Raw genomic sequence first — 22,767 nt, 5'->3', positions numbered from 1 at the left:
TGTAACGATAAATTATAAATATCATGGCAGAAGCGGAAGATGTAAAGTTTAAAGTCACAATCGACGGTATACCAGTGGAGGTATCACCGGGGACAACCATATTGAATGCAGCACGGCAAATTGGTGGCGACATCGTTCCGCCGGCAATGTGCTATTACTCAAAACTGGAAGGGAGTGGCGGAAAGTGTCGTACTTGTTTGGTGAAGGTCTCAAAGGGCTCTGAGAAAGATCCTCGACCAATGCCAAAATTAGTGGCATCCTGCCGGACTACTGTTATGGATGGCATGGAAGTACAAAATATCACTTCACCTGAAGTAGTAGAGGCTAGAAAGGGCGTCGTTGAGATTCTTTTGATCAATCATCCTTTGGATTGTCCGATATGCGACCAGGCTGGAGAATGTAAGCTACAGGATCTAGGATACGAACATGGGAGTGCCGATACACGTTATGAGTTTGACCGCCGTACCTTTGAACGAATCGATCTGGGGGACAAAATCCAATTGCATATGAACCGCTGTATCTTATGTTACCGTTGTGTTTATGTGGCGAATCAATTGACGGATCAACGCGTGCATGGTATTTTGGGGCGTGGGGATCATTCGGAAATATCTACTTATATCGAAAATGTAATCGACAATGATTTTTCGGGGAATGTGATTGATGTCTGTCCAGTAGGGGCTTTGACTGACAAAACTTTCCGTTTCAAAAACCGGGTCTGGTTTACAAAGCCGATAGATGCGCACCGTGATTGTCCGACATGTTCTGGCAAAGTGACTTTATGGTATAAAGGGGAAGAAGTTATCCGTGTGACTGCACGGAAAGATGAATTTGGTGAGGTAGAAGAATTTATCTGTAATACCTGTCGCTTTGATCAGAAAAAAACAAGTGATTGGATCCTGGATGAACCGACAGAAATTGATTCGCAATCTGTTATCTCGGCCAATCATTATGAACTATTTAATCCGCCAAAAGTCGTGAAGGAGAATCCGATACTTCAACAACAAAATCGCGAACAGTTGGCTAGAACAGAAAAATTGAAATAAGCACGCATCATGGAGTGGTCTTTTGTTATAGAAAAATTAATATTGGTGTCTGTGATCTTCGTGATTACCTTGGTGATAGCGATGTATTCGACACTTGCCGAGCGTAAAATAGCAGGTTTTATGCAAGATCGATACGGTCCGGATCGGGCTGGTATATTCGGGATTCTGCAGCCTTTATGTGATGGTGGAAAGTTCTTCTTTAAGGAGGAGATTATTCCGGCTGGCGCACATAAGGTACTCTTTATTGTTGGACCGACCATCGCGATCATTACCGCCTGTATCAGTTCGGCAGTTATCCCTTGGGGACAGGAATTGCAGATTGCAGATCGTGTGGTATCGCTACAGGTGGCAGATGTCAATGTCGGTATATTGTACATGTTTGGTGTGATCGCATTGGGAGTATATGGCATCATGTTGGGAGGATGGGCATCCAATAATAAATTTTCGCTGATGGGCGCAATTCGTGCAGCATCACAAAGTATCAGCTATGAAATAGCGATGGGCCTTTCCATTATCGCATTATTGATGGTGACACAAAGTCTCTCGCTTAAAGAAATTGTAGCGCAACAGTCTGGCTTCGTCAATTGGAACATCTGGGCACAGCCACTTGGATTTATTATTTTCATGGTCTGTGCCTTTGCGGAGTGTAACCGTGTTCCTTTTGATCTACCCGAATGTGAAACTGAATTGGTCGGCGGTTATCATACAGAGTACTCTTCCATGAAATTGGGGCTCTATATGTTCTCCGAATACATTAATATGTTTGTGTCTTCGGCATTGATGGCATCACTTTATTTTGGAGGGTATAATTTCCCTTTTATGAATGATCTAGGGCTGTCCGCAAACTGGATCACCATTATTGGTGTCGTCGTGTTTTTCCTTAAAATATTTGGATTTATCTTTTTCTTTATGTGGGTACGCTGGACTTTACCACGGTTCCGTTATGATCAATTGATGAATCTGGGCTGGAAGATGCTGATTCCATTGGCTATTGCCAATATTGTACTTACAGGCGTATTTACATTGATAAAAGATACTTATTTCTCATCATAAGAAAGGATTTTTATGCAACTAAGCAATCGTAAGAAAGTAATCGAACAAAAGCCAATGACCTTTTCGGAAAGAATCTATTTTCCAGCAATAGTCAGAGGGCTGCGGATTACATTGAGGCATTTTTTTAAGAAAATCCCCACTGTTAAATATCCCGAAGAAATAAGACCTTATTCCAAAAATTTTAGGGGCCAGCATTCGTTGAAGCGTGATGAGGAGGGGAGGGAGCGCTGTACCGCATGTGGATTATGTGCGTTGTCATGTCCTGCGGAGGCCATTACTATGACTGCTGCTGAGCGTAAAAAAGGTGAAGAACACCTTTATCGCGAAGAAAAGTACGCATCAGTTTATGAAATTAATATGTTGCGTTGTATTTTCTGCGGTCTTTGTGAAGAAGCTTGTCCAAAAGAAGCTATTTATTTGGATGGTCCACATGTGACGGCAGATTACCTACGTAAGGATTTTATATATGGGAAGGATAAGCTGGTCGAGCCAACCTTTGATATTACCAAATTAAAGAGCTAATTCAAGAAATTATGACAGTATTTTATTTTGTAGCCTTCTTGTCTATTTTCTTTGCGCTGATGACCATCTTTACAAAGAACCCTGTGCATAGTGTATTGTACTTGGTCATTACCTTTTTCACATTCACAGTGCATTACATTTTATTGAATGCCCAGTTTTTGGCTGTGGTCAATTTTATCGTCTATATGGGGGCGATCATGGTACTCTTTTTATTTGTACTCATGTTGCTCAATTTAAATAAGGATACCGAACCGATGAAATCCAATATGGTCAAATTTATGGGAGTAATTGCCGGTTGTTGCTTATTGGTAACCTTTTTTGGAGTTTATCGTGTGTTTGAGATCTCCAACCCCTTGACTGTCGTTAATCCTGAAATTGGATTGGTGAAAAACCTGGGCAAGGTATTGTTTAACGAATTTTTGCTTCCGTTTGAATTGTCTTCTTTATTGTTATTGACGGCCATGATAGGAGCAATTTTATTAGCTAAGAAAGAACCTAAACAAATCTAATGGAAACAGTTGTTCAACAGTTGCAGGGTGTACCGATAAATCATTATTTGATTTTTTGCACTATTATTTTTGCTATTGGTGTGATCGGTGTATTGATCCGTCGTAATGTAATTATTATTATGATGTCCATCGAATTGATGCTTAACGCTGTCAATCTGCTATTAGCGGCTTTTTCGGTGCAGCATGGCGATTCATCGGGGCAGGTGTTTGTCTTCTTTATTATGGCACTTGCAGCCGCGGAAGTAGCGGTCGGTCTGGCTATTATTATTATGGTATATCGGAATACGAAGTCTGTGGATATCGATTCCTTGAATAAACTTCGTTGGTAGAACTTAAGAAATAAATACGATGAGTGAATTAATTTGGTTGATTCCCCTTTTGCCCTTAATCGGGTTTATAGTGAATGGATTGGGCAGAAATGCATTTTCCAAAGGTATGATCGGTGCTTTGGGCAGTGCCGTGGTTCTTATTTCTTTTATCTGCAGCTGCATCCTTTTTTCTGAAGTATATCAATCAAGACAGGCAGGACAAGCAGGAATTATCGAACAACATCTATTTGACTGGATTTCAGTGGGGCATCTCAAAATAAGTCTGTCCTTTTTAGTGGACCCATTAAGTGCGATTATGTTATTAATAGTCACTGGTATCGGTTTCTTGATCCATATTTATTCTATTGGGTATATGCATCATGATAATGGATTCGGTAAGTTTTTCGCCTACTTGAATCTATTTATCTTTTTCATGTTGCTCTTGGTGTTGGGTTCTAATTACCTTGTCATGTTTATTGGTTGGGAAGGTGTAGGACTCTGTTCTTACCTACTCATTGGATTTTGGTATAAAAACACGTCTTATGCAAATGCTGCGAAAAAGGCATTTGTGATGAATAGAATAGGTGATTTAGGATTTTTGTTAGCCGTATTTTTGATACTGGGGACTTTCGGATCACTTGAATTTTCCACGGTATTTGCTGGGGCAAAGAATTTTGCTGTTGGTGACATCGCTGTGGTGAGTATCACTATATTGCTATTTATCGCCGCAACAGGTAAGTCCGCGCAAATCCCATTATTTACCTGGTTACCGGACGCTATGGCTGGTCCTACACCTGTTTCGGCCTTGATACATGCGGCGACTATGGTGACAGCGGGGATCTATATGATCGCGCGATCCAATGTATTGTTTGTGCTCTCTCCGATCACATTGCAGCTGATTTCCATTATAGCAATCTGTACTGCTTTGTTGGCCGCTGCAATCGCAATAACACAAAATGATATTAAGAAAGTACTGGCTTATTCTACAGTTTCTCAATTGGGTTATATGTTTCTTGGTCTAGGCGTGGGAGCATTTACGGGTGCATTTTTTCATGTATTGACTCATGCGTTCTTTAAAGCCTTATTATTTCTTGGTGCAGGATCAGTTATCCATGGTATGAGTGATGAGCAAGATATGCGAAAAATGGGTGGATTAAAGAAAGCAATGCCAATTACTTATATCACTATGCTAATTGGAACGATTGCAATTGCAGGTATCCCTCCATTTTCTGGATTTTTCTCTAAAGATGAAATATTGGCCAATGCATTTGCTGCCAACCCAATCTTATGGGGCCTCGGATTTTTGGGAGCGTTAATGACAGCTTTCTATATGTTCAGAATGTTATTCATGACATTTTCCGGCTCATTTAGAGGTACTGACGAGCAAAAATATCACCTGCATGAATCACCAAAAAGTATGACAATTCCTTTAATGGTATTAGCGGTGCTTTCTGTTGTTGGTGGAGCAATCAATTTGCCTACGGTGCTAGGTGGAAACCATTGGTTGGAGAATTTTCTTGCGCCGGTATTTGCTGAGGGGAAGGCATTGATTCCTGCTGCACATCATTTGGAGCATAGCACCGAATACATGTTAATGGCGGTTTCTGTAGTTGGTGTATTAATTATGGTTGGCCTTGCCTACAACGTTTATGTGAAGCGCCAACAGATGCCTGTTGAAGATGAAGCTCCACGGGGCTTTCTGGCAAATCTTTCCTACCATAAATTTTATGTGGATGAACTTTATGATGCGGTCGTTGTACGCCCGATCAACTGGTTGTCGACTTTCTTTGGTCAGGTCGTGGATCAACGCGGTATTGATGGTATTGTTAATGGGGCTGGTAAAGCAACATTCGATACCGGAAAAGTACTCCGCTTGCTTCAAAATGGAAATGTTGGGTTTTATTTATTGATGATGGTAATTGGAGTGATTGCTATTTTCGTTTATGGATTTTTGAGTCTTTAATATTTAGTATAATCGATGGATAACCTTTTCTTACTTATTTTATTGCCGTTAATCAGCGCATTGATTTTAGCTTTATTAAAGACCAATGCCGCCAAGTCAATAGCATTGATTTTATCAATCGTATCGCTCGCATTGACGATCCCATTCCTTTGTCAATTTGATCCAAATGGCGGGATGCAATTCGAAAAAAATTGGGAGTGGATTTCGGCCTTGCATATTCATTTTCATCTTGGCGTAGACGGGATTAGCTTACCGCTGATACTGTTGACTAATGGATTGATGCCTTTCATTATTGCGACAACTTTTTCTAAAGACTATAAGGGCAATTTTTATGCATTGATGGCTTTTATGCAAGCTGGATTGTTGCTTGTATTTATGGCATTGGATGCTTTTACATTCTATGTGGGTTGGGAAATCGCTTTGATCCCGATTTATTTTATCTGTGCACTCTGGGGCGAAGGTGACCGTATTCGGGTTAATCTAAAGTTCTTCATTTACACTTTTTTGGGAAGTCTTTTGATGTTGATCGGAATTCTTTATCTCTATCAACAGGTGCCAAATCACGATTTTGAATGGACTTCTTTTATCGCTTTGGAGCTGGGGGATGACACACAACGTTGGTTATTCTGGGCATTTTTTATCGCCTTTGCGATTAAGATTCCCATCTTTCCGTTTCACACTTGGCAGCCGAATACGTACACGAATGCTCCAGCTGCTGGCACGATGTTATTGGCGGGTATTATGTTGAAAATGGGGGTATATGGTTTAATGCGTTGGCTATTGCCTGTGGTTCCTACGGGAGTTGCTTTGTATGGGCAATTTGCCATGATCTTATGTGTCATTGGAATTGTTTATGCTTCTATCATTGCAATTAAGCAGGACGATGCCAAACGGTTGATCGCGTACTCTTCTATTGCGCACGTTGGATTAATCAGTGCAGGAGTCTTCTCTTGGAATACAAATGGTCTAAGTGGTGCAACAATACAAATGTTAAATCACGGTATTTCGGTCATTGGACTTTTTTATGTACTGGATATCGTGCAACAACGTACGCAAACACGTAGTCTTTCAGAACTTGGCGGAATTGCGAGCAAAGCTCCGAAATTAGCGATCTTTTTTATGATTATCTGTATGGGGGCAGTTGGACTGCCACTAACCAACGGTTTTATAGGTGAGTTTCTGTTATTGAAAGGTGTATTTCAATATGGATTCTGGTTTGCAGTTTTCGGCGGACTAACGTTAATATTAGGGGCTGTCTATACGCTTCGCCTTTATCAGCAGACGATGTTGGGGGAAACTACGGACAAAACCATGCAGTTTGAAGATGTAAAAGGGGGAGAACTCGTTGTATTGAGTCTGATTTCCTTCTTGATTCTTTATATCGGTATATTCCCGAATTTCTTATTGAATCTTTCTGCGGGTTCAGTGGAGGTTTTAAGCACATTTTTAGGCAGATAAATAGATATATCAATTTGTATGGGAGCTATAATTACACTTTCAATATTAGCATTAGTTGTTCTTTATCTCGGCTTGTTCAAAGCGAAAACCTTGCTTTTGCCGGTTTCCATCCTTGGATTCTTGGCAGCGATTGGTTTTCTACTGAACGATTGGACAGTTGACAAAGGGCCTCTTTTCAGCGGGATGGTTCATTTCGATCATTATGCGATTGCATTTTCAGTCTTATGCATCGTCGTTACTTTATGCATATTTATTATTTCAAAAGGGTATTTTGATGAGGGAGGACAGGTTGCAGAGTATTATTCATTGTTGATATTTTCACTGACTGGAGCTGTTTTGGTAAATAGTTATCACAATTTCTCCATGCTCTTTTTAGGGATAGAAATTATGTCCGTAGCGCTTTATATCCTGGTAGGTATCCGTAAGCGGGATAGGGCGTCAAATGAAGCGGCGCTGAAATATTTTTTGATGGGTGCATTTTCTACCGGATTTTTGTTATTTGGAATCGCATTATTATATGGAGCTACAGGTTCATTTGATCTGGATGAAGTAAAAGCCTATGTCGTAAATAATCCGCATGCAATTTCACCTTTATTCTATGGTGGTATCCTATTACTGATTGTTGGTCTGACCTTTAAAGTTGGTGCGGCTCCATTTCACTTTTGGACTCCGGATGTGTATGATGGAGCACCTATTCTGATTACAAGTTATATGAGTACTGTCGTTAAAGTAGCTTCCTTCGCGGGACTATTACGATTATTTAGCTACAGTCTGCTTCCTTTACAAGATTTTTGGGAACCGGTATTCCTGATCATCGCTATTATTACATTGTTTATCGGAAATATTTCCGCTGTCATGCAATCTTCTTTCAAACGCATGCTGGCTTACTCGAGTATTTCTCATGCAGGTTATATGCTGTTTGCCATCATAGCTGTTGGGGCAACTTCGGCAAATGGTATTTTTGCTTATGGGCTTGCCTATTCACTTGCAACTATTGTTGCATTTACAGGATTGATCCTCGTAAAGAAGACAACAGGATCGGAACATTTTGAAGCGTTTAATGGATTGGGAAAACGAAATCCCATGTTGGCATTCGCAATTACCGTAGCCATGCTTTCTCTGGCAGGTATCCCATTGACAGCTGGATTCATCGGTAAATTTATGATGTTCTCCTCGGTCATGGAGAGCTATCATATCGTATTATTGATTTTAGCAGTTATCAATGCCGCTATTGCAGTCTATTATTATTTAAAAGTGGTAGTTGCAATGTATTTTAGAGACAGCGATGAATCCTGTGTAAATGTGCAATGGAATTACTCATTCGTCCTTTTGCTTGCTGTTGGATTGACTATCCTTATTGGGGTGTATCCGGACTGTCTATTAAAGTTAATATAAAGTTTCTGTTAAAATACTTGTTGTTTACTAAAGCATAGCGATTTCGTTATGCTTTTTTTATATTTATTGACATAACTCTTGAATACAAATTGTATATTGTAAAAAAGAAATCCTATCAGTTTGAAGATGCTGTTTAAAGTGTGTGTTAAATCTTTTTCAATAAGCTTTTTTAGTGTGTTACTATTCCTTTTGTTCGGGGGGAAAGTGATTGCGCAGGAATTTATACGTGGAAAGGTTGTCGATGCACAGACAGGGAAAGGGATTGGTCGTGTTTCCATCAACTGGGTAGGGGAAGATAGTGGTGGCGTTAGTGATACGCTGGGTTACTTTAAAATTTTGGATAAGAAGCAATACAGGCAATTGGTATTTGGGTCTGTAGCTTATGAACGAAGAACAGTTGATGTTCGTCGTGAGCGCGATTCGTTGATGACCGTACGGTTGACCGCAAAAGATAATACCTTGGATATCGTCGTTATCAATCGAAAAAATAGGAAGCCCAAAGATCCTGCGATCGCGCTAATAGAACAAGTTATCGCCCATCGTCCGCAAAATCATTACAGCCGTATTCCAGAGATTCGTTTTGACGAATATGAGAAGACGCAGTTTGGGTTTGTGAATCCAGAGGATAAGGCCAAGAAATTTCCCAAGCCGTTTCGATTCCTTTTCGAAAATATAGATTCGACAGTATTTAGGGGACTTACGATTGCGCCATTCTATCTAGAGGAAAATTTTGCGAATGTTTATTCTTCATATGATCCTAATCGAAGCAAGAAGATTATTACCAGTCACAATCAAACCGAACTAAACCCACGTTTTTTCAATAATGATAATTGGCAGACCCGTTTTCAAACCATACTTCGTGATGTCGATCTTTATGAAAATACCATACAGGTTGCAAATAAGGGCATATTGAGTCCGATAGCGACAGGTGCAACAGCCTTTTACAGATATCGAATACAGGATACTGTTCAAATAGCGGGAAAAGATTATATCAAACTTCACTTTGAAGGCAAATCAAAGATCGATTTATTGTTCTACGGTGTACTTCTCATATCAGATGATACTCGCTATGCTGTTCATCAGGCAACCCTAAATATTGGAAAGGCTGCAAATATCAACTGGATCAACGATGTACAGATTGATCTGAGCTACAGCGAATTTAAAAATGGTAGTATGCTTCCGGTACTTACAGATTTGAAAATGTTGTTTGGAGGAAGTAAAACCGATGTTTTATATGGGCGGCGGGAAACGCGATATCTTGGGCATCGAACAGATTCAATCTCAAATGACAATTTTGTTGGCGTGCCGGTTGAAAAAAGATACTTGCTTCAATCCGGTGCAAAGGTTCCAATCGTTCAGGTCAGACCGACGCCATTAAGTAAAGCCGAAATGGGAGCCTATCAAAAAGTTGATTCTGTTCAGAAAATGCGGTCTTTCAACCAATTGGTTGCATTGGGCTATCTATTGGCTAAGGGGTATTATAATGCTGGGAAAGTGGAGTTTGGCCCATTAGAGTATCTCTATAGCCGGAATAATTATGAGGGCAACCGTATTCGGTTGAGTGGTCGGACAACGCGATTATTTTCTGAGAAGGTTTTTATGGAGGGATATACCGCCTATGGTGATAAGGATAAGGAAATAAAGTATTATCTGAGTACAGCATTTACATTAAATGGAGAGCGTATTGTGCAATTTCCCGCGAACTATCTCCGCTTTACAGTCCAGCATGACGTTATGGAACCCGGGCGCAATCTGGGCTTCTTAAAAGGTGACGGATTTTTCAGGTCTTTTGGAAAGAACAGACCAAATAAATGGCAATTCAACGATATATACCGCCTCGATCATTTGATTGAATTTGGTAATCACGTGAGTATTGGAACGGCATTGACACATACCCGTAGACAACCTAAGGGCGAGTTATTTTATGTTAATAGTTTACCTCATCCTGATACTATCCGTGCGGTCAATACCAATGATTTTCAGGTTCTTTTGCGCTGGGCTCCTAATGAAGATTTCACCTATCATAATCTCGATCGTGGAACAGTCGAAAATAAATATCCAATTTTTACACTTCAATATAACAAGGGTTTGAAAGGTTTTTGGGGAGCAGATTATAGTTATGATGCTTTGCGATTTAGTGTGTTCAAAAGACTGTTTTTATCTCCGGCTGGTCAGGCCGATCTTCAGTTTTCAGGTGGAAGAATCTGGGGAAAACATTTACCATATACTCTCTTGGAACTTCCTGAAGTTACGAGAGATAAATCGGGTCCTTTGGTAAATTTTGATTTGATGGCTGCTTCGGAATTTGCATCGGATCAGTTTTTAAAATTGACCTATTATCACAATTGGAACGGATTTTTCTTCAATAGAATCCCTTTATTTAGAAAACTGAAATGGCGTGAGGTGACAGGAATCAAAGCTTTCTATGGAAAATTAAGCGATGTGAATAATCCATTTGTTACCCCTGAGAATATACAATTTGAAGCAGATAAAAATGGTATCGTTCAAACAAAAGCAGTCCGAGATAGACCTTACGTTGAAGGTTTGGTGGGCGTGGATAATATTTTTAAATTGCTTAGATTAGAGTATAAAAAAAGACTAAGCTACAGAGGAGGGGAAGGGATTCCTTCGGATACCTTCACAGCATCCATACATTTTAATTTTTAGCTTTATGATCCAATATTCGAACTTAAAATATGAGGTTAAAGATAGCATAGGCTATATTATAATCGATCGCGAACCTCAATTGAATGCCCTGAATCAACAGACGCTCGACGAATTACAGGAAATTTTTAAGCAGTTTAATGCGGATAGTCATGTACGTGGTATTATTTTGACAGGAGCTGGACACAAGGCTTTTGTCGCCGGTGCAGATATCAAGGAGTTTACCGACCTGTCTGTCGTTCAGGCACGTTGGTTGAGCGAGCGCGGTCATATTATCTTTACAGATCTTATTGAGGGGGCTCCAAAGCCTGTTATTGCCGCTATCAATGGTTATGCTTTAGGAGGAGGGCTTGAAATGGCATTGGCTTGTCATATGCGTATCGCTTCTGAGAATGCAAAAATGGGACTCCCCGAAGTTTCATTGGGATTAATACCGGGTTACGGAGGTACGCAGCGTCTGCCAGCTTTGATAGGAAAGGGACCTGCAATGCAAATGATTTTGACAGGCGATATGATTGATGCGCAAAAGGCGTATGAAATCGGCCTGGTTAACGAAGTGGTCCCACAGGAAAAGCTAATCGGGAGGGCAGAAGAAATCCTCCAAAAGATATTTACACGTTCACGAGTTGCGGTAGCGAGTGCAATCGATGCGATTAATGCGGCCGGAGATAAAAAACGGGATGGTAGTAAGGTAGAGATGGATGCATTTGGTCATTTGTTCGGAACAGATGACTTCAAAGAAGGAGTTTCCGCTTTTCTAGAAAAAAGAACAGCCAAATTCCCCCTTTAAAAGCAGCTTAAACTGTGGATAAGGCGAGCTGTTCGCCCTAAGAATTATTAGTTGGTCTTCTTTCGCCGAAGCGTAAACTTTAGATAGGAACCTATCTGAAATGGGCCTCCTTTTAATGGAATGCTATCAGAAATTGTTATGCCTGTTGCGTATGAGATATGGTCTTTCAAAGAAAGTCGTTTTTTGTGAAGGGGTCAACCGCTAACAGGAAGACTTGTGAAATTTAATCAATCTATTTCTGATACTTTTTACGGTAATCTTGAGGAGACATTTTCATCTCTTTAGTAAAAGCTTTGGAAAAATGAAATGGATCATAAAAGTTCAATTTGAAAGCGATCTCTTTAATTTTCAGTAACGTAAATTGTAAATAGGAGCAGGCCCTTTGCATGCGTAACTGATTGTAGTATACCATGGGCGGATAGGATGTTTTCTGCTTGAAGAGGCTAATCATGTGTGATTTTGAATAATTAAAATGTGCTGAAATTTCATCTAAACTAATGTTGCTCTCCAGATTGTCCTTCATAAACATGATGATATCCTGAATGATATTATCATGTTTAATTCGATTGCTCTCCTCGTATTGAGCTGCATATTTGATAGATGCCAAAAAATATTGGAGACAGAAGCTTGTGTATTCTAAATTTTCTGGACTATAGCCCATTTCCAAATTTTTGTAGATACTTTCGAACAGCTGAAAACGATCAGTATGTTTATTTGAGTCCGTATCATTGATATGAATGATCTGTCCGATGATGTTTTCAAAAAGGGAAGCCTCGGTACCCTGAAAGTGGATCCAATAAATACTCCAGGGATCATTAGCCTTGGATCCATAGGAGTGTGTTGTATTTTTGGGAATGATATATAAGTCGTTTCTGGAGAGATTATATAGCATTTCATCCTGTTTGATCCAGCCACGCCCTTTCTCGCAATAGATCAAAATATATTCTGTACAACCTTCCTGTCGATCGCGGTAATGCTTTTTTGCTGTCGGATAGTAGCCTATATGTGTGATGTGCAATTTTGAAGTGATATTACTCTGTGCTTGATAGTTGCACACGGAATAAGGAAGTACAATAGCCTTCTCGCCTTTGAATCCTTCTGCAATTACATCCGTATTTGGAATCATAAGTTAGGAAATTTGGTTTATGCTGTAAAAATAATAATATTTTACATGTTTATCGTGCTCACTTACATGATTCTCATGCAGTATTCCTGTACTTTTACGTCAATAAATCTAAATATGTAAATTCTTATGCAAAAGACCGCGACGACGTATTTGCTGCTAATTACTTTTGTGGCCGCTATTGGGGGGTTTCTTTTTGGCTACGATTGGGTTGTCATTGGAGGGGCGAAACCTTTCTATGAGGCATATTTTCATTTGGAATCTGACCCAGCGCTTCAAGGCTGGGCGATGTCGTCGGCGATTGTAGGCAGTTTTATCGGCGTATTGCTTTCGGGAGGAATGGCAGATCGTTATGGACGGAAGCCGCTGATTTATACAGCCGCGATTCTATTTATTATATCCGCTGTGGGAACGGGCATGGCTGCTAACCTCAATGTTTTTATTATCTATCGAGTGCTCGGAGGAATAGGTATAGGTGTAGCTTCCAATTTGGCTCCAATGTATATTGCCGAGATAGCTCCTGCGGAAAGTCGTGGAAAATTTGTCTCGATCAACCAACTGACGATTGTATTAGGTATTCTCGCAGCACAAATTGTCAACTGGCTAATTGCAAAACCTGTATTACCTGACGAGATTATAGCTACAACATGGAATGGACAGCAAGGCTGGCGATGGATGTTTTGGGCAGGAGCAATTCCAGCAGTTATTTTTTTATTACTGCTTTTTCTGATCCCAGAAAGCCCCAGATGGTTATACAACAAAGGAAAACATGAAGCGGCCAGACGTATCTTTTCGCGGATGGGGGGTGATTATTATGCAGACGAAAGTATGGCCACTATCGATGCTACCAATAAAAATAGTGATAAACTAAAGAAAAGGAACCTATTTAAGGGAAAATTATTGCAGTTGTTGCTGCTCGGAAGCTTTATCGCCGTCTTTCAACAGTGGTGTGGCATCAATGTGATCTTTAACTACGCGCAAGAGATTTTTACAGCTGCAGGGTATACGGTTTCGGGGATGCTCTTCAATATTATTATAACAGGCGTTATCAATGTCATATTTACTTTCGTAGGGATGTATATGGTCGATAGGGTCGGACGTCGCGCATTAATGTTGTTTGGTGCAGCGGGACTTTTTGGTATTTATGCAGCTTTGGGCGCTTGCTACTATTTCAATTGCAGTGGAATCTTTGTACTTCTTCTGGTATTAGCCGGAATTGCGGTTTATGCAATGACATTAGCGCCGGTGACCTGGGTTATCATTGCAGAAATTTTTCCTACAGCGGTTAGGGCCCAAGCTATGGCTATAGCTACCTCGCTGTTATGGATAGCATGTTTCGTACTTACCTATACCTTTCCGATGTTAAATCAAAGCTTAGGCGCGGCAGGGACATTTTGGTTGTACGGAATAGTCTGCTTGATCGGCTATGTCTTTTTGTGGGGACAATTGAAAGAAACCAAAGGTAAAAGTCTTGAGGAAATTGAACAGGAGTTGTCTAACGAGGCACAGCATCCTCATGTTTTAAAATAGGACTCGCTTTTATTAAATGAATCAACTTACAGTATATAACCTAATAGCTATTTAAACATGACAGAATTGACACGTTACCTGATTAAATCTACAGTCGATCAGAGCGGCATCGTAAAAGTTTGGGAAGAACCTGTGGCGATACCGACCTATGGGGTTGGTACAATGGAAAAAAATCCGATTTTTGCTGAAAAACGTGTATATCAAGGTAGCTCCGGTGTGGTATATCCTTATCCCATTATTGAAAAAATTAGTGATGAGAAACAGGATAAGATCTATCAGGCACTATTTATTGAAAATGAATATATCAAAGTGATGATTCTGCCTGAACTCGGGGGAAGGATCCATATGGCCTATGATAAAGTCAGAGAACGGCATTTTGTTTATTATAATGAGGTGATAAAGCCAGCGCTGGTAGGACTTACCGGCCCCTGGATTTCTGGCGGGATCGAATTTAACTGGCCTCAGCATCACCGGCCGACGACCTTTATGCCGACAGAATATTTAATTGAGCATAATGCAGATGGCAGTGTGACCGTATGGTGCAATGAAATCGAACGGATGTTTCGGATGAAGGCGATGCAGGGATTTACACTTTATCCCGACAAAGCCTTTATTGAAATAAAAGTGCAGGTCTACAACCGCACAGCTTTACCACAGACCTTTCTTTGGTGGGCCAATCCAGCTGTTGTCGTCAATGATGACTATTATTCTGTTTTTCCACCCGATGTAAACGCCGTGTTTGATCATGGAAAAAGAGAAGTCTCAACATTCCCGATTGCGACAGGAACTTATTATAAATACGATTATTCCGCTGGAGTCGATATTGCACAATACAAGAATATTCCTGTTCCTACATCTTATATGGCCATTCAATCAAAATATAATTTTGTGGGCGGTTACGAAGCCGGAGATACCAATGCGGGAATGTTGCATGTTGCGGATCACCACATTTCTCCGGGAAAGAAACAATGGACATGGGGTAACGGTGATTTTGGTTTAGCCTGGGACCGGAATCTGACGGACGAAAATGGCCCATATATCGAATTAATGGCAGGAGTTTACACCGACAATCAACCCGATTTTGCCTGGTTACAACCCTATGAAGTGAAATCATGGTCGCAATATTTTATGCCCTACGCGGCTGTTGGTCATGTGAAGAATGCAACGAAAGATCTTGTCCTCAATATGGAGGTCCATCAGCAGCGAGCCGACATTATTCTATATGCAACAGCTGTATTTAATGGACTTAATATTGTTCTGAGAGATAAGCAAGGACGAATTTATCTGGAGGAAAAGATTGATTGTTCCCCCCGTGATATTTATAAACAAACTGTTTCCGATTTGCAGAGTGATCCATTGGAACTGATCCTTTCGGTTTATGATAATGATCAAAATGAAATGCTACATTATCAATTGGAGAAACAAAAAGATATCACAGATATTCCAGAACCGGCTCAAGCTGCGTCAATACCAGAGGACGTTCAGTCCATGGAGGAATTGTTCCTGACAGGGCAGCATCTTGAGCAATACCGGCATGCTACCTATAACCCAATGGATTACTATCTTGAGGCATTGCGACGGGATCCGAATGATGTACGATGTAATAATGCAATGGGTGCTCTTTTATTGCGGAATGGAAAGATAGCCGAATCCATCCCCTATTTCCGTACCGCTATTGTGCGACTTACCGAACGTAATCCAAATCCTTACGATGGCGAGGCCTATTATAATCTAGGCCTAGCTTTACAATTATCCGGTGAACTGGAAGTTGCCTATGCCACTTTTTACAAGGCAACCTGGAATGCTGCCTGGCAGGATGCCGGTTATTTTGGCCTCGCACAAATAGATGCAACACGTGGACAGTGGGATGTTGCTCTGGAAAAAATAGACCGTTCAATAAACCGAAACTGGAAGCATCATAAAGCCCGGCAATTAAAAGCTTCGATTTTAAGAAAATTGGGACGGGTAGATGAAGCGCTGGGTTACATTAAAGATTCGCTGGAAATAGATCCATTTAATATGGGGTGTCAATTTGAATGGTACCTTCAGACAAAGGACGAAGTTATATTATCGCCTATTCTCGATTTATGTCAAGTCAATGTGCAGAGTGTGGTGGAATATGCGTTGGATTTTGCTCAGGCAGGTCTGTATGAAGAAGCTATCCAGTTATTGGAAAAAACAATCGATGACCCGCAAACAGTATATCCAATGATCTATTATGCGCTGGGCTATTTTAACGCTTGCATCGGGCAAAATGATCAAGCAAAAGCCTATTATGACAAAGCTCGTATCATGGACCCGACTTATTGCTTTCCAAATCGCTTGGAAGAGATCGTTATACTTCAGGATGCAATCCTGCACAATAATGACGATGCAAAAGCATATTACTACCTGGGGAATCTATGGTACGGCAAGAGACAACATCAAGATGCGGTTGACTGCTGGGAACAGGCAATACGATTGGATCAACAATTCCCTACCGTTTTTCGGAATCTGGCTCTGGCCTATTATAATCGAATGAACCGAAAGGCGGAGGCTGTTGTTTTGCTTGAAAAAGCATTTGCATTGGATGAAACAGATGCACGGTTGTTGATGGAACTTCACCAGCTCTATAAGAAACAAGGATACAATTATACGGAAAGACTGACGCTATTGGATCGCTATGCAGATCTTGTTGTCAGCCGAGATGATCTTTTCTTGGAACGGATTACACTTTTCAATCTGTTGGGGCGATACGAAGAGGCTCGACAATTACTGGCTTCGCGACAGTTTAAACCGTGGGAAGGCGGAGAAGGGAAAGTGTCCCGTCAATATACAATCTGTCATCTGGAACTGGCAAAAGAAAGATTAAAAGCCAATGATCCAAAGGGTGCCTTGGCCCTGTTAACAGCCATTGATAGCTATCCGCATAATCTTGGTGAGGGTAAACTGATTACAATGGAAGAGAACGATATTTATTATTACAAAGGTCTTGCACACCGTTCGTTGGGAAATGAGGGGGAGGCAACCGCCTATCTCATCAAAGCTACGCAGGGAACTCAGGAACCCCAACAGGCTCTTTTTTATAATGATCCACAACCCGACAAGATCTTTTTTCAGGGACTGGCTTGGTTTGAACTTAAAGAGGAAGAGAGAGCTGAGCAATGTTTCCAAAGTCTAATTGATCATGGAAAAACCTTTCTGAACAAATCTTTTAAAATCGATTATTTCGCGGTTTCATTGCCGGATATGGATATTTGGGAGGATGATCTCGATTATAAAAACAAGATTCATTGCCTATATGTAATGGGCTTAGGTTATCTAGGCAAAGGGGACCTGGACCTCGCTAAGGGATACCTCATGCAGGTACGGGAGCTTGAACCAAACCATCAGGGCTGTTTATCCATACTGCGTTCATTTATAGCGGAAGTTACCCTAAATAATTAATTACAGTTATGCATCGTTATCTCATTTTATTACTTCTTCTCCTACAGAGCTACTATGTTTTGGCAACCGGAGAGAAAAATCAGCTTGATCTGGCTGGAGAATGGAGCGTACAGCTTGATCCAGAGGATACGGGCATGAAGAATGGATGGACTAACAGATCTTTCACAACAGCCATTAAATTACCGGGGACAACGGACGATGCTGGACTAGGCATAGCAAATAGCTTGACACCTGCGCTCACGAAGCCTCAACTTTCACATCTGACAAGGAAACATCGGTATGTGGGGGCAGCTTGGTATAGCAAGGATGTGTTTGTTCCGCAAGGCTGGGCGGGTAAAGAAATGATCCTGAAACTGGAGCGGATTATATGGGAGTCCAATGTCTGGGTTGACGGAATAGAAGTTCCGCAAAAACAGCACAGTCTTGTAGGTTCGCATGAATTTGATTTAAGCTCTTTTTTAAAGGCTGGAAAAAAACATCGTCTGACTATTCGCATTGATAATAGCAAGAAGTTGGCAATCAGCGTCGATAATATGGCACATGCTTACACCGACCATACCCAGATTATGTGGAACGGGATACTCGGTTCGATGTACATTGAAGCGATGGATCGAGTTCATATCAAACAAGTAAGTACTTTTCCGGTGTTGACAGCAAAACGTGTAGACCTGCAGGTAGTACTTTCGAATAGAACACAAAGAAATACCAATAGTACACTCCGGATAAGAGCCAAATTTAAGAGTGATAGCAAGTATCTTCCGACAATGGAAAAGGAGGTTTTATTAGCCCCAGGTGATTCCACCATACAATTAAGCTATGATCTGGGCGCAAATATCCGGTCATGGAGCGAATTTTCACCAAATCTCTATGATGCAGAAGTAGTGTGCCAATCGGGTGAGGGAGTCAATGTGATGAGTACATCATTTGGTATGCGTGAATTGTCAAGGGAGGGAACAGTGATGAAAATCAATGGGCAGCCTCTGTTTCTTCGGGGGACCTTGGAATGCAGCATTTTTCCATTGACAGGGCATCCCCCAATGGACAAACCTGGATGGAAGAAGGTATTTTTGACAGCAAAGCAATGGGGACTCAACCATTTGCGGTTCCACTCTTGGTGCCCTCCGGAAGCTGCTTTTGCTGTAGCTGACGAAATGGGGTTCTATCTTCAAGTCGAATTGCCTATCTGGGAAAATAATGCCGGTAAGGATGATGCGGTGCTGGGTTTTTTATATGAGGAAGCTGATAAGATGATCAGGCAATATGGCAATCATCCATCGTTTTGCTTTTGGAGTATGGGAAATGAGCTGAGTGGCGATTTCGATGCCCTTAACGCACTGGTAAAAAATCTAAAAGAGAAAGATAGGAGACATCTATATACGGCAACATCATTTACTTTTCAGCAAGGACATGGAATTGTCGGCGAACCCTTTGACGATTTTTTGATTACGCAGTGGACGGCAAAGGGATGGGTGAGAGGGCAGGGGGTCTTTAATAGTGAACCTCCTGTCTTTAATAAAAATTATAGCGCTTCCTTGGATGGCGTTTCGATTCCTGTGGTTACTCATGAGATCGGACAATATGCTGTTTATCCCAATTTAGAGGAGATCAAAAAGTATACAGGCGTTTTAAAGCCGTTAAACTTTATTGCTGTAGCCGAAGATCTGAAACGCAAGGGTTTATTGCATAAAGCGAAGGCATATACCATGTCGTCAGGCAAGTTGGCAGCAATTCTCTATAAAGAAGAGCTTGAACGGGCCTTAAAAACACCGGGCATCAGTGGTTATCAATTATTGGATCTCCATGATTTCCCAGGCCAAGGTACGGCTTTGGTGGGGCTATTGGATGCCTTTTGGGACAGTAAGAACATTCTTTCAGCAGCTGAATTTAGACAGTTTTGTGCACCGGTAGTTCCCCTGCTCCAGTTTTCCAAAGCCGTATATACCAATGATGAAGTATTTGACGGGATTTTAGACATCAGCAATTATGGAGCTGCAGCATTGAGCGATCAGTTGGTCGAGTGGTCTATGAAAGATGGTACGAAAACTGTTGCAAAAGGTCACTTTCAAACCGTCGTCGGCCAAGGATACAATGGGAATGTAGGTCGCTTTAAAGTGCCGTTGCAGTCGATACAACAAGCCAAAAAGTTGACAGTTCATATTAATCTCAAAGGCACAAGCTATGAAAATCATTGGAATATATGGGTGTATCCTAAAGAAAATCAAATTGATTTTGCTGATGTAAGTTATACAAGGGAGCTGGACGAAGCTTTACGGCTGTTGCAGGCAGGTAAAAAGGTCCTTTTAAATCCTGACTGGAAAAAAATTACAGGTATTGAAGGCAAGTTTGTTCCGGTATTTTGGAGCCCGGTACATTTTCCGAAGCAGGCTGGGACAATGGGATTGCTCTGTAATCCAAAACACCCTGTATTTGCTGATTTTCCGACAGCAGGACATACCGACTGGCAATGGTGGGACTTACAGATCAAATCGACAACAATGTTGATGGATCAGATCAAAGGCGGCGAAACCCTTGTCGAGATGATCGATAATTTTGCAAACAATAGAAAATTAGCTTCACTATTTGAGGGGGCAGTGGGGAATGGCAAACTGATGGTAGCCTCATTTGATCTCGCGACTGATTTGGACCAGCGACCTGTTGCAAATCAGATGTTGCAATCCATACTCGCTTACATGAAGAGCTCGAAATTTGCACCAAAAGTTATCGAAAATCCTGAGGTATTGCAGCAGATTTTACACTATAAAGAATTGCAAGAAAAAGCTGCTCCCAGTGCTATTTATTAGTTTGATTTATTTTGTTAAAATTTGTATATCAATAAGTTAAATTAAAAAAAGGCGTTGCAGGACTTAGGCGAAACCAAAAGTTTAATATACAAGCTGATGCGCATACAATTTATTTTTATGAGAATATGAAACTTTAAATGAAAAAAAGTGCTATTGAAATCATTGCTAGATTGTTTCAATAAACTGATTTTTTACCGGAAAAGAAAAACGACCAATAATACTGAAGAGCAGGGGGCTCGGGTTATGAAAAAAAAATTTAATGAAGCGAATTTGATTCAGGGTCTTGCTATGGGTAGTGAGGCCGCTTTGCTACAGTTTTACCAGCTGTATGCAGATCGAATCTTTGATGTTTCCTTTCATTTGTTGAAAGATACCGGTTGGAGCGAGGATATCGTGCAGGAAGTGTTTGTTAAGCTGTGGACCAATCGTATGAGCATAAGACAAGATGTTGATCTTTGGCCATTTCTATATGTTTTGACCAAAAGAGAGTGCTTTAACAAACTAAGGGGTATTAAGCGCTCGCGTGCTGCTTTTGAACTATTGGCATATCACATCGACAGTCAATCCGAAACCGCAGATCGGGTGGTCGAACGAAAAGAGCTGTCCGAGGAAATTGAGAGTTACCTTTCCCAATTACCGGCTCAACAAAAACTTATATTTACCTTGAGTAGGGTCGATGGAGTTCCCTGTCAACAAATAGCTGAGGAACTAAACCTTTCTAAAAACACGGTAAAAAATCATCTTGCCCGAGCGTTGAAATCCCTGAAACAGGCCCGATCTGGAAGAAACCTGTTATTATCCCTATTTTTTTATTTTTTTTAAAAAAAGAATATTTCATGTAGTCCTTTTTTGATTTTGTGGTGTACTGCCTAAAATAAACTTAGAAAGTACGAACCAATTTGACCATGCAAGAAGAAAGACTACGCTATTTGCTGACCAATTATTTCCGAAATACAATCTCTCGGACTGAGTTAAAAGAGATGTTAGATAGATTGGATGATCTGGATGAATCCCAGTTTTCATCTCTGTTTGAAAGCTTGGAAGAGAAGATCCCAGTTCGTTCAGAACTATTTGACAGAGATAGTGTGGCCAAGCAGCTTTCCCATCGTATTCACGAAGACAAAGAAGAATCAGCATACAGTGGAAGAGATAGAACAAACTATGTCAAGTGGGGTAGTTTAGCCGCTGCTGTTGTTCTTTTTTGTTTTTCAATTGTATACTTTATAAAGCGTGAATCGGCGCCGCTAACACATCCCAAAAAGGTTTTAACGAATGAGATCGCTCTTCCTGATGGGAGTGCACCCATAGTTACATTGTCTACAGGTGAACAATATTCGATTTCCGCCGATAATCCCGAATCATTGGAAAAAGGAAATCTGACTATTATCAAGGACAACGATGGAACGTTGTTATATCAGCTGAAACATAGTGGGCGTGGTTCTGAAAAACGGACATTTCATAGTCCCAAAGGAAATGCTTTGACCTTACAACTGATTGATGGAACAAAGGTACATTTGAATTCCGGATCCAGTCTTACTTACCCTTTACATTTTGAGACAGCCAATAGAATAGTTTTCCTAGATGGTGAGGCCTATTTTGATGTTGCGCATGACCCTGTTAAACCCTTTATTGTGGAAACAAAGCAAACACGGATTAAAGTTCTGGGAACACAGTTTAATGTGTCATCCGATTTAACCAAGACCAAGACCCTCACGACTTTGATTAAAGGTAAAGTAGAGGTGAGCTTGGGCAGCAACCATAAAATTCTAGCCCCAGGTATGCAAGCGGAATCAGATCCGCAACAGCAGCATATCGTGTTGAAGCAGGCTGATCTAAAAGAGATCTTGGCCTGGCGTGATGGTTTTTTCCGCTTTACAGAGGATGATATAGAAACGGTGCTTCAAAAAGTAAAGGAATGGTATGATATCAAGGAGATCAAAATACAATCTACTTCAACTGACACATTTACTGCTATGATGAAAAGAACCAAGAAGCTTTCAGATTTACTCAAGCAGCTCGAAAAGACATCCAATTATAAATTTAAAATTCAGGATGGGAGGGTCCTTGTTATGTGACAATGCGATATGAGAAGCTAAATGTAATCGGAAGTGCTCGCAACACTCCCGATCGATGCTTAGCAATTAAATAGACCTAATTGAATTATAAACCATTTAACACCAAA

The 22,767-nt window shown here is 40.8% G+C and carries 16 protein-coding genes; 15 read left to right on the top strand and 1 reads right to left on the bottom strand.

The window, feature by feature from the left end; all coding sequences use genetic code 11:
• Positions 1 to 23 precede the first annotated feature (23 nt).
• The 10 genes from ACK8HY_RS13345 to ACK8HY_RS13300 all read left to right on the top strand — a co-directional run bounded on the left by ACK8HY_RS13345 (position 24) and on the right by ACK8HY_RS13300 (position 11,705).
• On the top strand, positions 24 to 1,043 hold the full coding sequence (locus ACK8HY_RS13345; protein ID WP_416133872.1) for a 2Fe-2S iron-sulfur cluster-binding protein: 1,020 nt from the start codon (positions 24 to 26) through the stop codon (positions 1,041 to 1,043).
• A gap of 9 nt (positions 1,044 to 1,052) precedes the next feature.
• Entirely contained in the window at positions 1,053 to 2,096 is a 1,044-nt protein-coding gene (nuoH, locus tag ACK8HY_RS13340; protein ID WP_416133871.1) for an NADH-quinone oxidoreductase subunit NuoH, read from the top strand.
• Between the two features lie 12 nt (positions 2,097 to 2,108).
• Positions 2,109 to 2,618 carry a NuoI/complex I 23 kDa subunit family protein gene (locus tag ACK8HY_RS13335; RefSeq protein ID WP_077437308.1) on the top strand — a complete coding sequence of 170 codons (510 nt, stop codon included), beginning with the start codon at positions 2,109 to 2,111 and terminating at the stop codon, positions 2,616 to 2,618.
• Between the two features lie 11 nt (positions 2,619 to 2,629).
• On the top strand, positions 2,630 to 3,127 hold the full coding sequence (locus ACK8HY_RS13330; protein ID WP_077437307.1) for an NADH-quinone oxidoreductase subunit J: 498 nt from the start codon (positions 2,630 to 2,632) through the stop codon (positions 3,125 to 3,127).
• The gene (gene nuoK / locus ACK8HY_RS13325; protein WP_077437306.1) at positions 3,127 to 3,456 is read left to right on the top strand and encodes an NADH-quinone oxidoreductase subunit NuoK; all 330 of its coding nucleotides are present in this window, start codon (positions 3,127 to 3,129) and stop codon (positions 3,454 to 3,456) included. Before ACK8HY_RS13330 ends, nuoK begins: the two co-directional genes overlap by 1 nt.
• 19 nt (positions 3,457 to 3,475) lie before the next feature.
• The gene (gene nuoL / locus ACK8HY_RS13320) at positions 3,476 to 5,398 is read left to right on the top strand and encodes an NADH-quinone oxidoreductase subunit L (RefSeq protein WP_416133870.1); all 1,923 of its coding nucleotides are present in this window, start codon (positions 3,476 to 3,478) and stop codon (positions 5,396 to 5,398) included.
• A 15-nt stretch (positions 5,399 to 5,413) separates the two neighbouring features.
• Positions 5,414 to 6,856 (top strand): complex I subunit 4 family protein, encoded by a 1,443-nt coding sequence (locus ACK8HY_RS13315; RefSeq protein WP_416133869.1) that lies wholly within the window; start codon positions 5,414 to 5,416, stop codon positions 6,854 to 6,856.
• An 18-nt stretch (positions 6,857 to 6,874) separates the two neighbouring features.
• The gene (locus ACK8HY_RS13310; RefSeq protein ID WP_416133868.1) at positions 6,875 to 8,251 is read left to right on the top strand and encodes an NADH-quinone oxidoreductase subunit N; all 1,377 of its coding nucleotides are present in this window, start codon (positions 6,875 to 6,877) and stop codon (positions 8,249 to 8,251) included.
• Between the two features lie 174 nt (positions 8,252 to 8,425).
• Positions 8,426 to 10,918, top strand: coding sequence for a DUF5686 family protein (locus ACK8HY_RS13305; protein WP_416133867.1), 2,493 nt, complete (start codon positions 8,426 to 8,428; stop codon positions 10,916 to 10,918).
• Positions 10,919 to 10,922: 4 nt separating this feature from the next.
• Positions 10,923 to 11,705, top strand: coding sequence for an enoyl-CoA hydratase/isomerase family protein (locus ACK8HY_RS13300; protein ID WP_416133866.1), 783 nt, complete (start codon positions 10,923 to 10,925; stop codon positions 11,703 to 11,705).
• Positions 11,706 to 11,937: 232 nt separating this feature from the next.
• Here ACK8HY_RS13300 and ACK8HY_RS13295 read toward each other — a convergent pair whose 3' ends face one another.
• Positions 11,938 to 12,831, bottom strand: coding sequence for an AraC family transcriptional regulator (locus tag ACK8HY_RS13295; protein ID WP_077437301.1), 894 nt, complete (start codon positions 12,829 to 12,831; stop codon positions 11,938 to 11,940).
• 126 nt (positions 12,832 to 12,957) lie between these two features.
• Between ACK8HY_RS13295 and ACK8HY_RS13290 the strand changes: the two genes are divergently transcribed.
• The 5 genes from ACK8HY_RS13290 to ACK8HY_RS13270 all read left to right on the top strand — a co-directional run bounded on the left by ACK8HY_RS13290 (position 12,958) and on the right by ACK8HY_RS13270 (position 22,660).
• Positions 12,958 to 14,358 carry a sugar porter family MFS transporter gene (locus tag ACK8HY_RS13290; RefSeq protein ID WP_416133865.1) on the top strand — a complete coding sequence of 467 codons (1,401 nt, stop codon included), beginning with the start codon at positions 12,958 to 12,960 and terminating at the stop codon, positions 14,356 to 14,358.
• A 57-nt stretch (positions 14,359 to 14,415) separates the two neighbouring features.
• The gene (locus ACK8HY_RS13285) at positions 14,416 to 17,784 is read left to right on the top strand and encodes a DUF5107 domain-containing protein (protein ID WP_416133864.1); all 3,369 of its coding nucleotides are present in this window, start codon (positions 14,416 to 14,418) and stop codon (positions 17,782 to 17,784) included.
• Positions 17,785 to 17,792: 8 nt separating this feature from the next.
• Positions 17,793 to 20,585 (top strand): sugar-binding domain-containing protein, encoded by a 2,793-nt coding sequence (locus tag ACK8HY_RS13280; RefSeq protein ID WP_416133863.1) that lies wholly within the window; start codon positions 17,793 to 17,795, stop codon positions 20,583 to 20,585.
• Between the two features lie 243 nt (positions 20,586 to 20,828).
• Positions 20,829 to 21,407, top strand: a complete 579-nt coding sequence (locus tag ACK8HY_RS13275) for an RNA polymerase sigma factor (protein WP_416133862.1) — start codon at positions 20,829 to 20,831, stop codon at positions 21,405 to 21,407.
• Positions 21,408 to 21,490: 83 nt separating this feature from the next.
• Positions 21,491 to 22,660: a FecR family protein gene (locus tag ACK8HY_RS13270; protein ID WP_416133861.1), complete on the top strand. Its 1,170-nt coding sequence runs from the start codon at positions 21,491 to 21,493 to the stop codon at positions 22,658 to 22,660.
• The last annotated feature ends 107 nt before the right edge of the window (positions 22,661 to 22,767 follow it).

The sequence above is a fragment of the Sphingobacterium sp. NGMCC 1.201703 genome (assembly GCF_047784615.1).
Lineage (GTDB): Bacteria > Bacteroidota > Bacteroidia > Sphingobacteriales > Sphingobacteriaceae > Sphingobacterium.
Note: the sequence above shows the minus strand (reverse complement) of the source record. Positions and strands in the feature narration are given on the sequence as shown.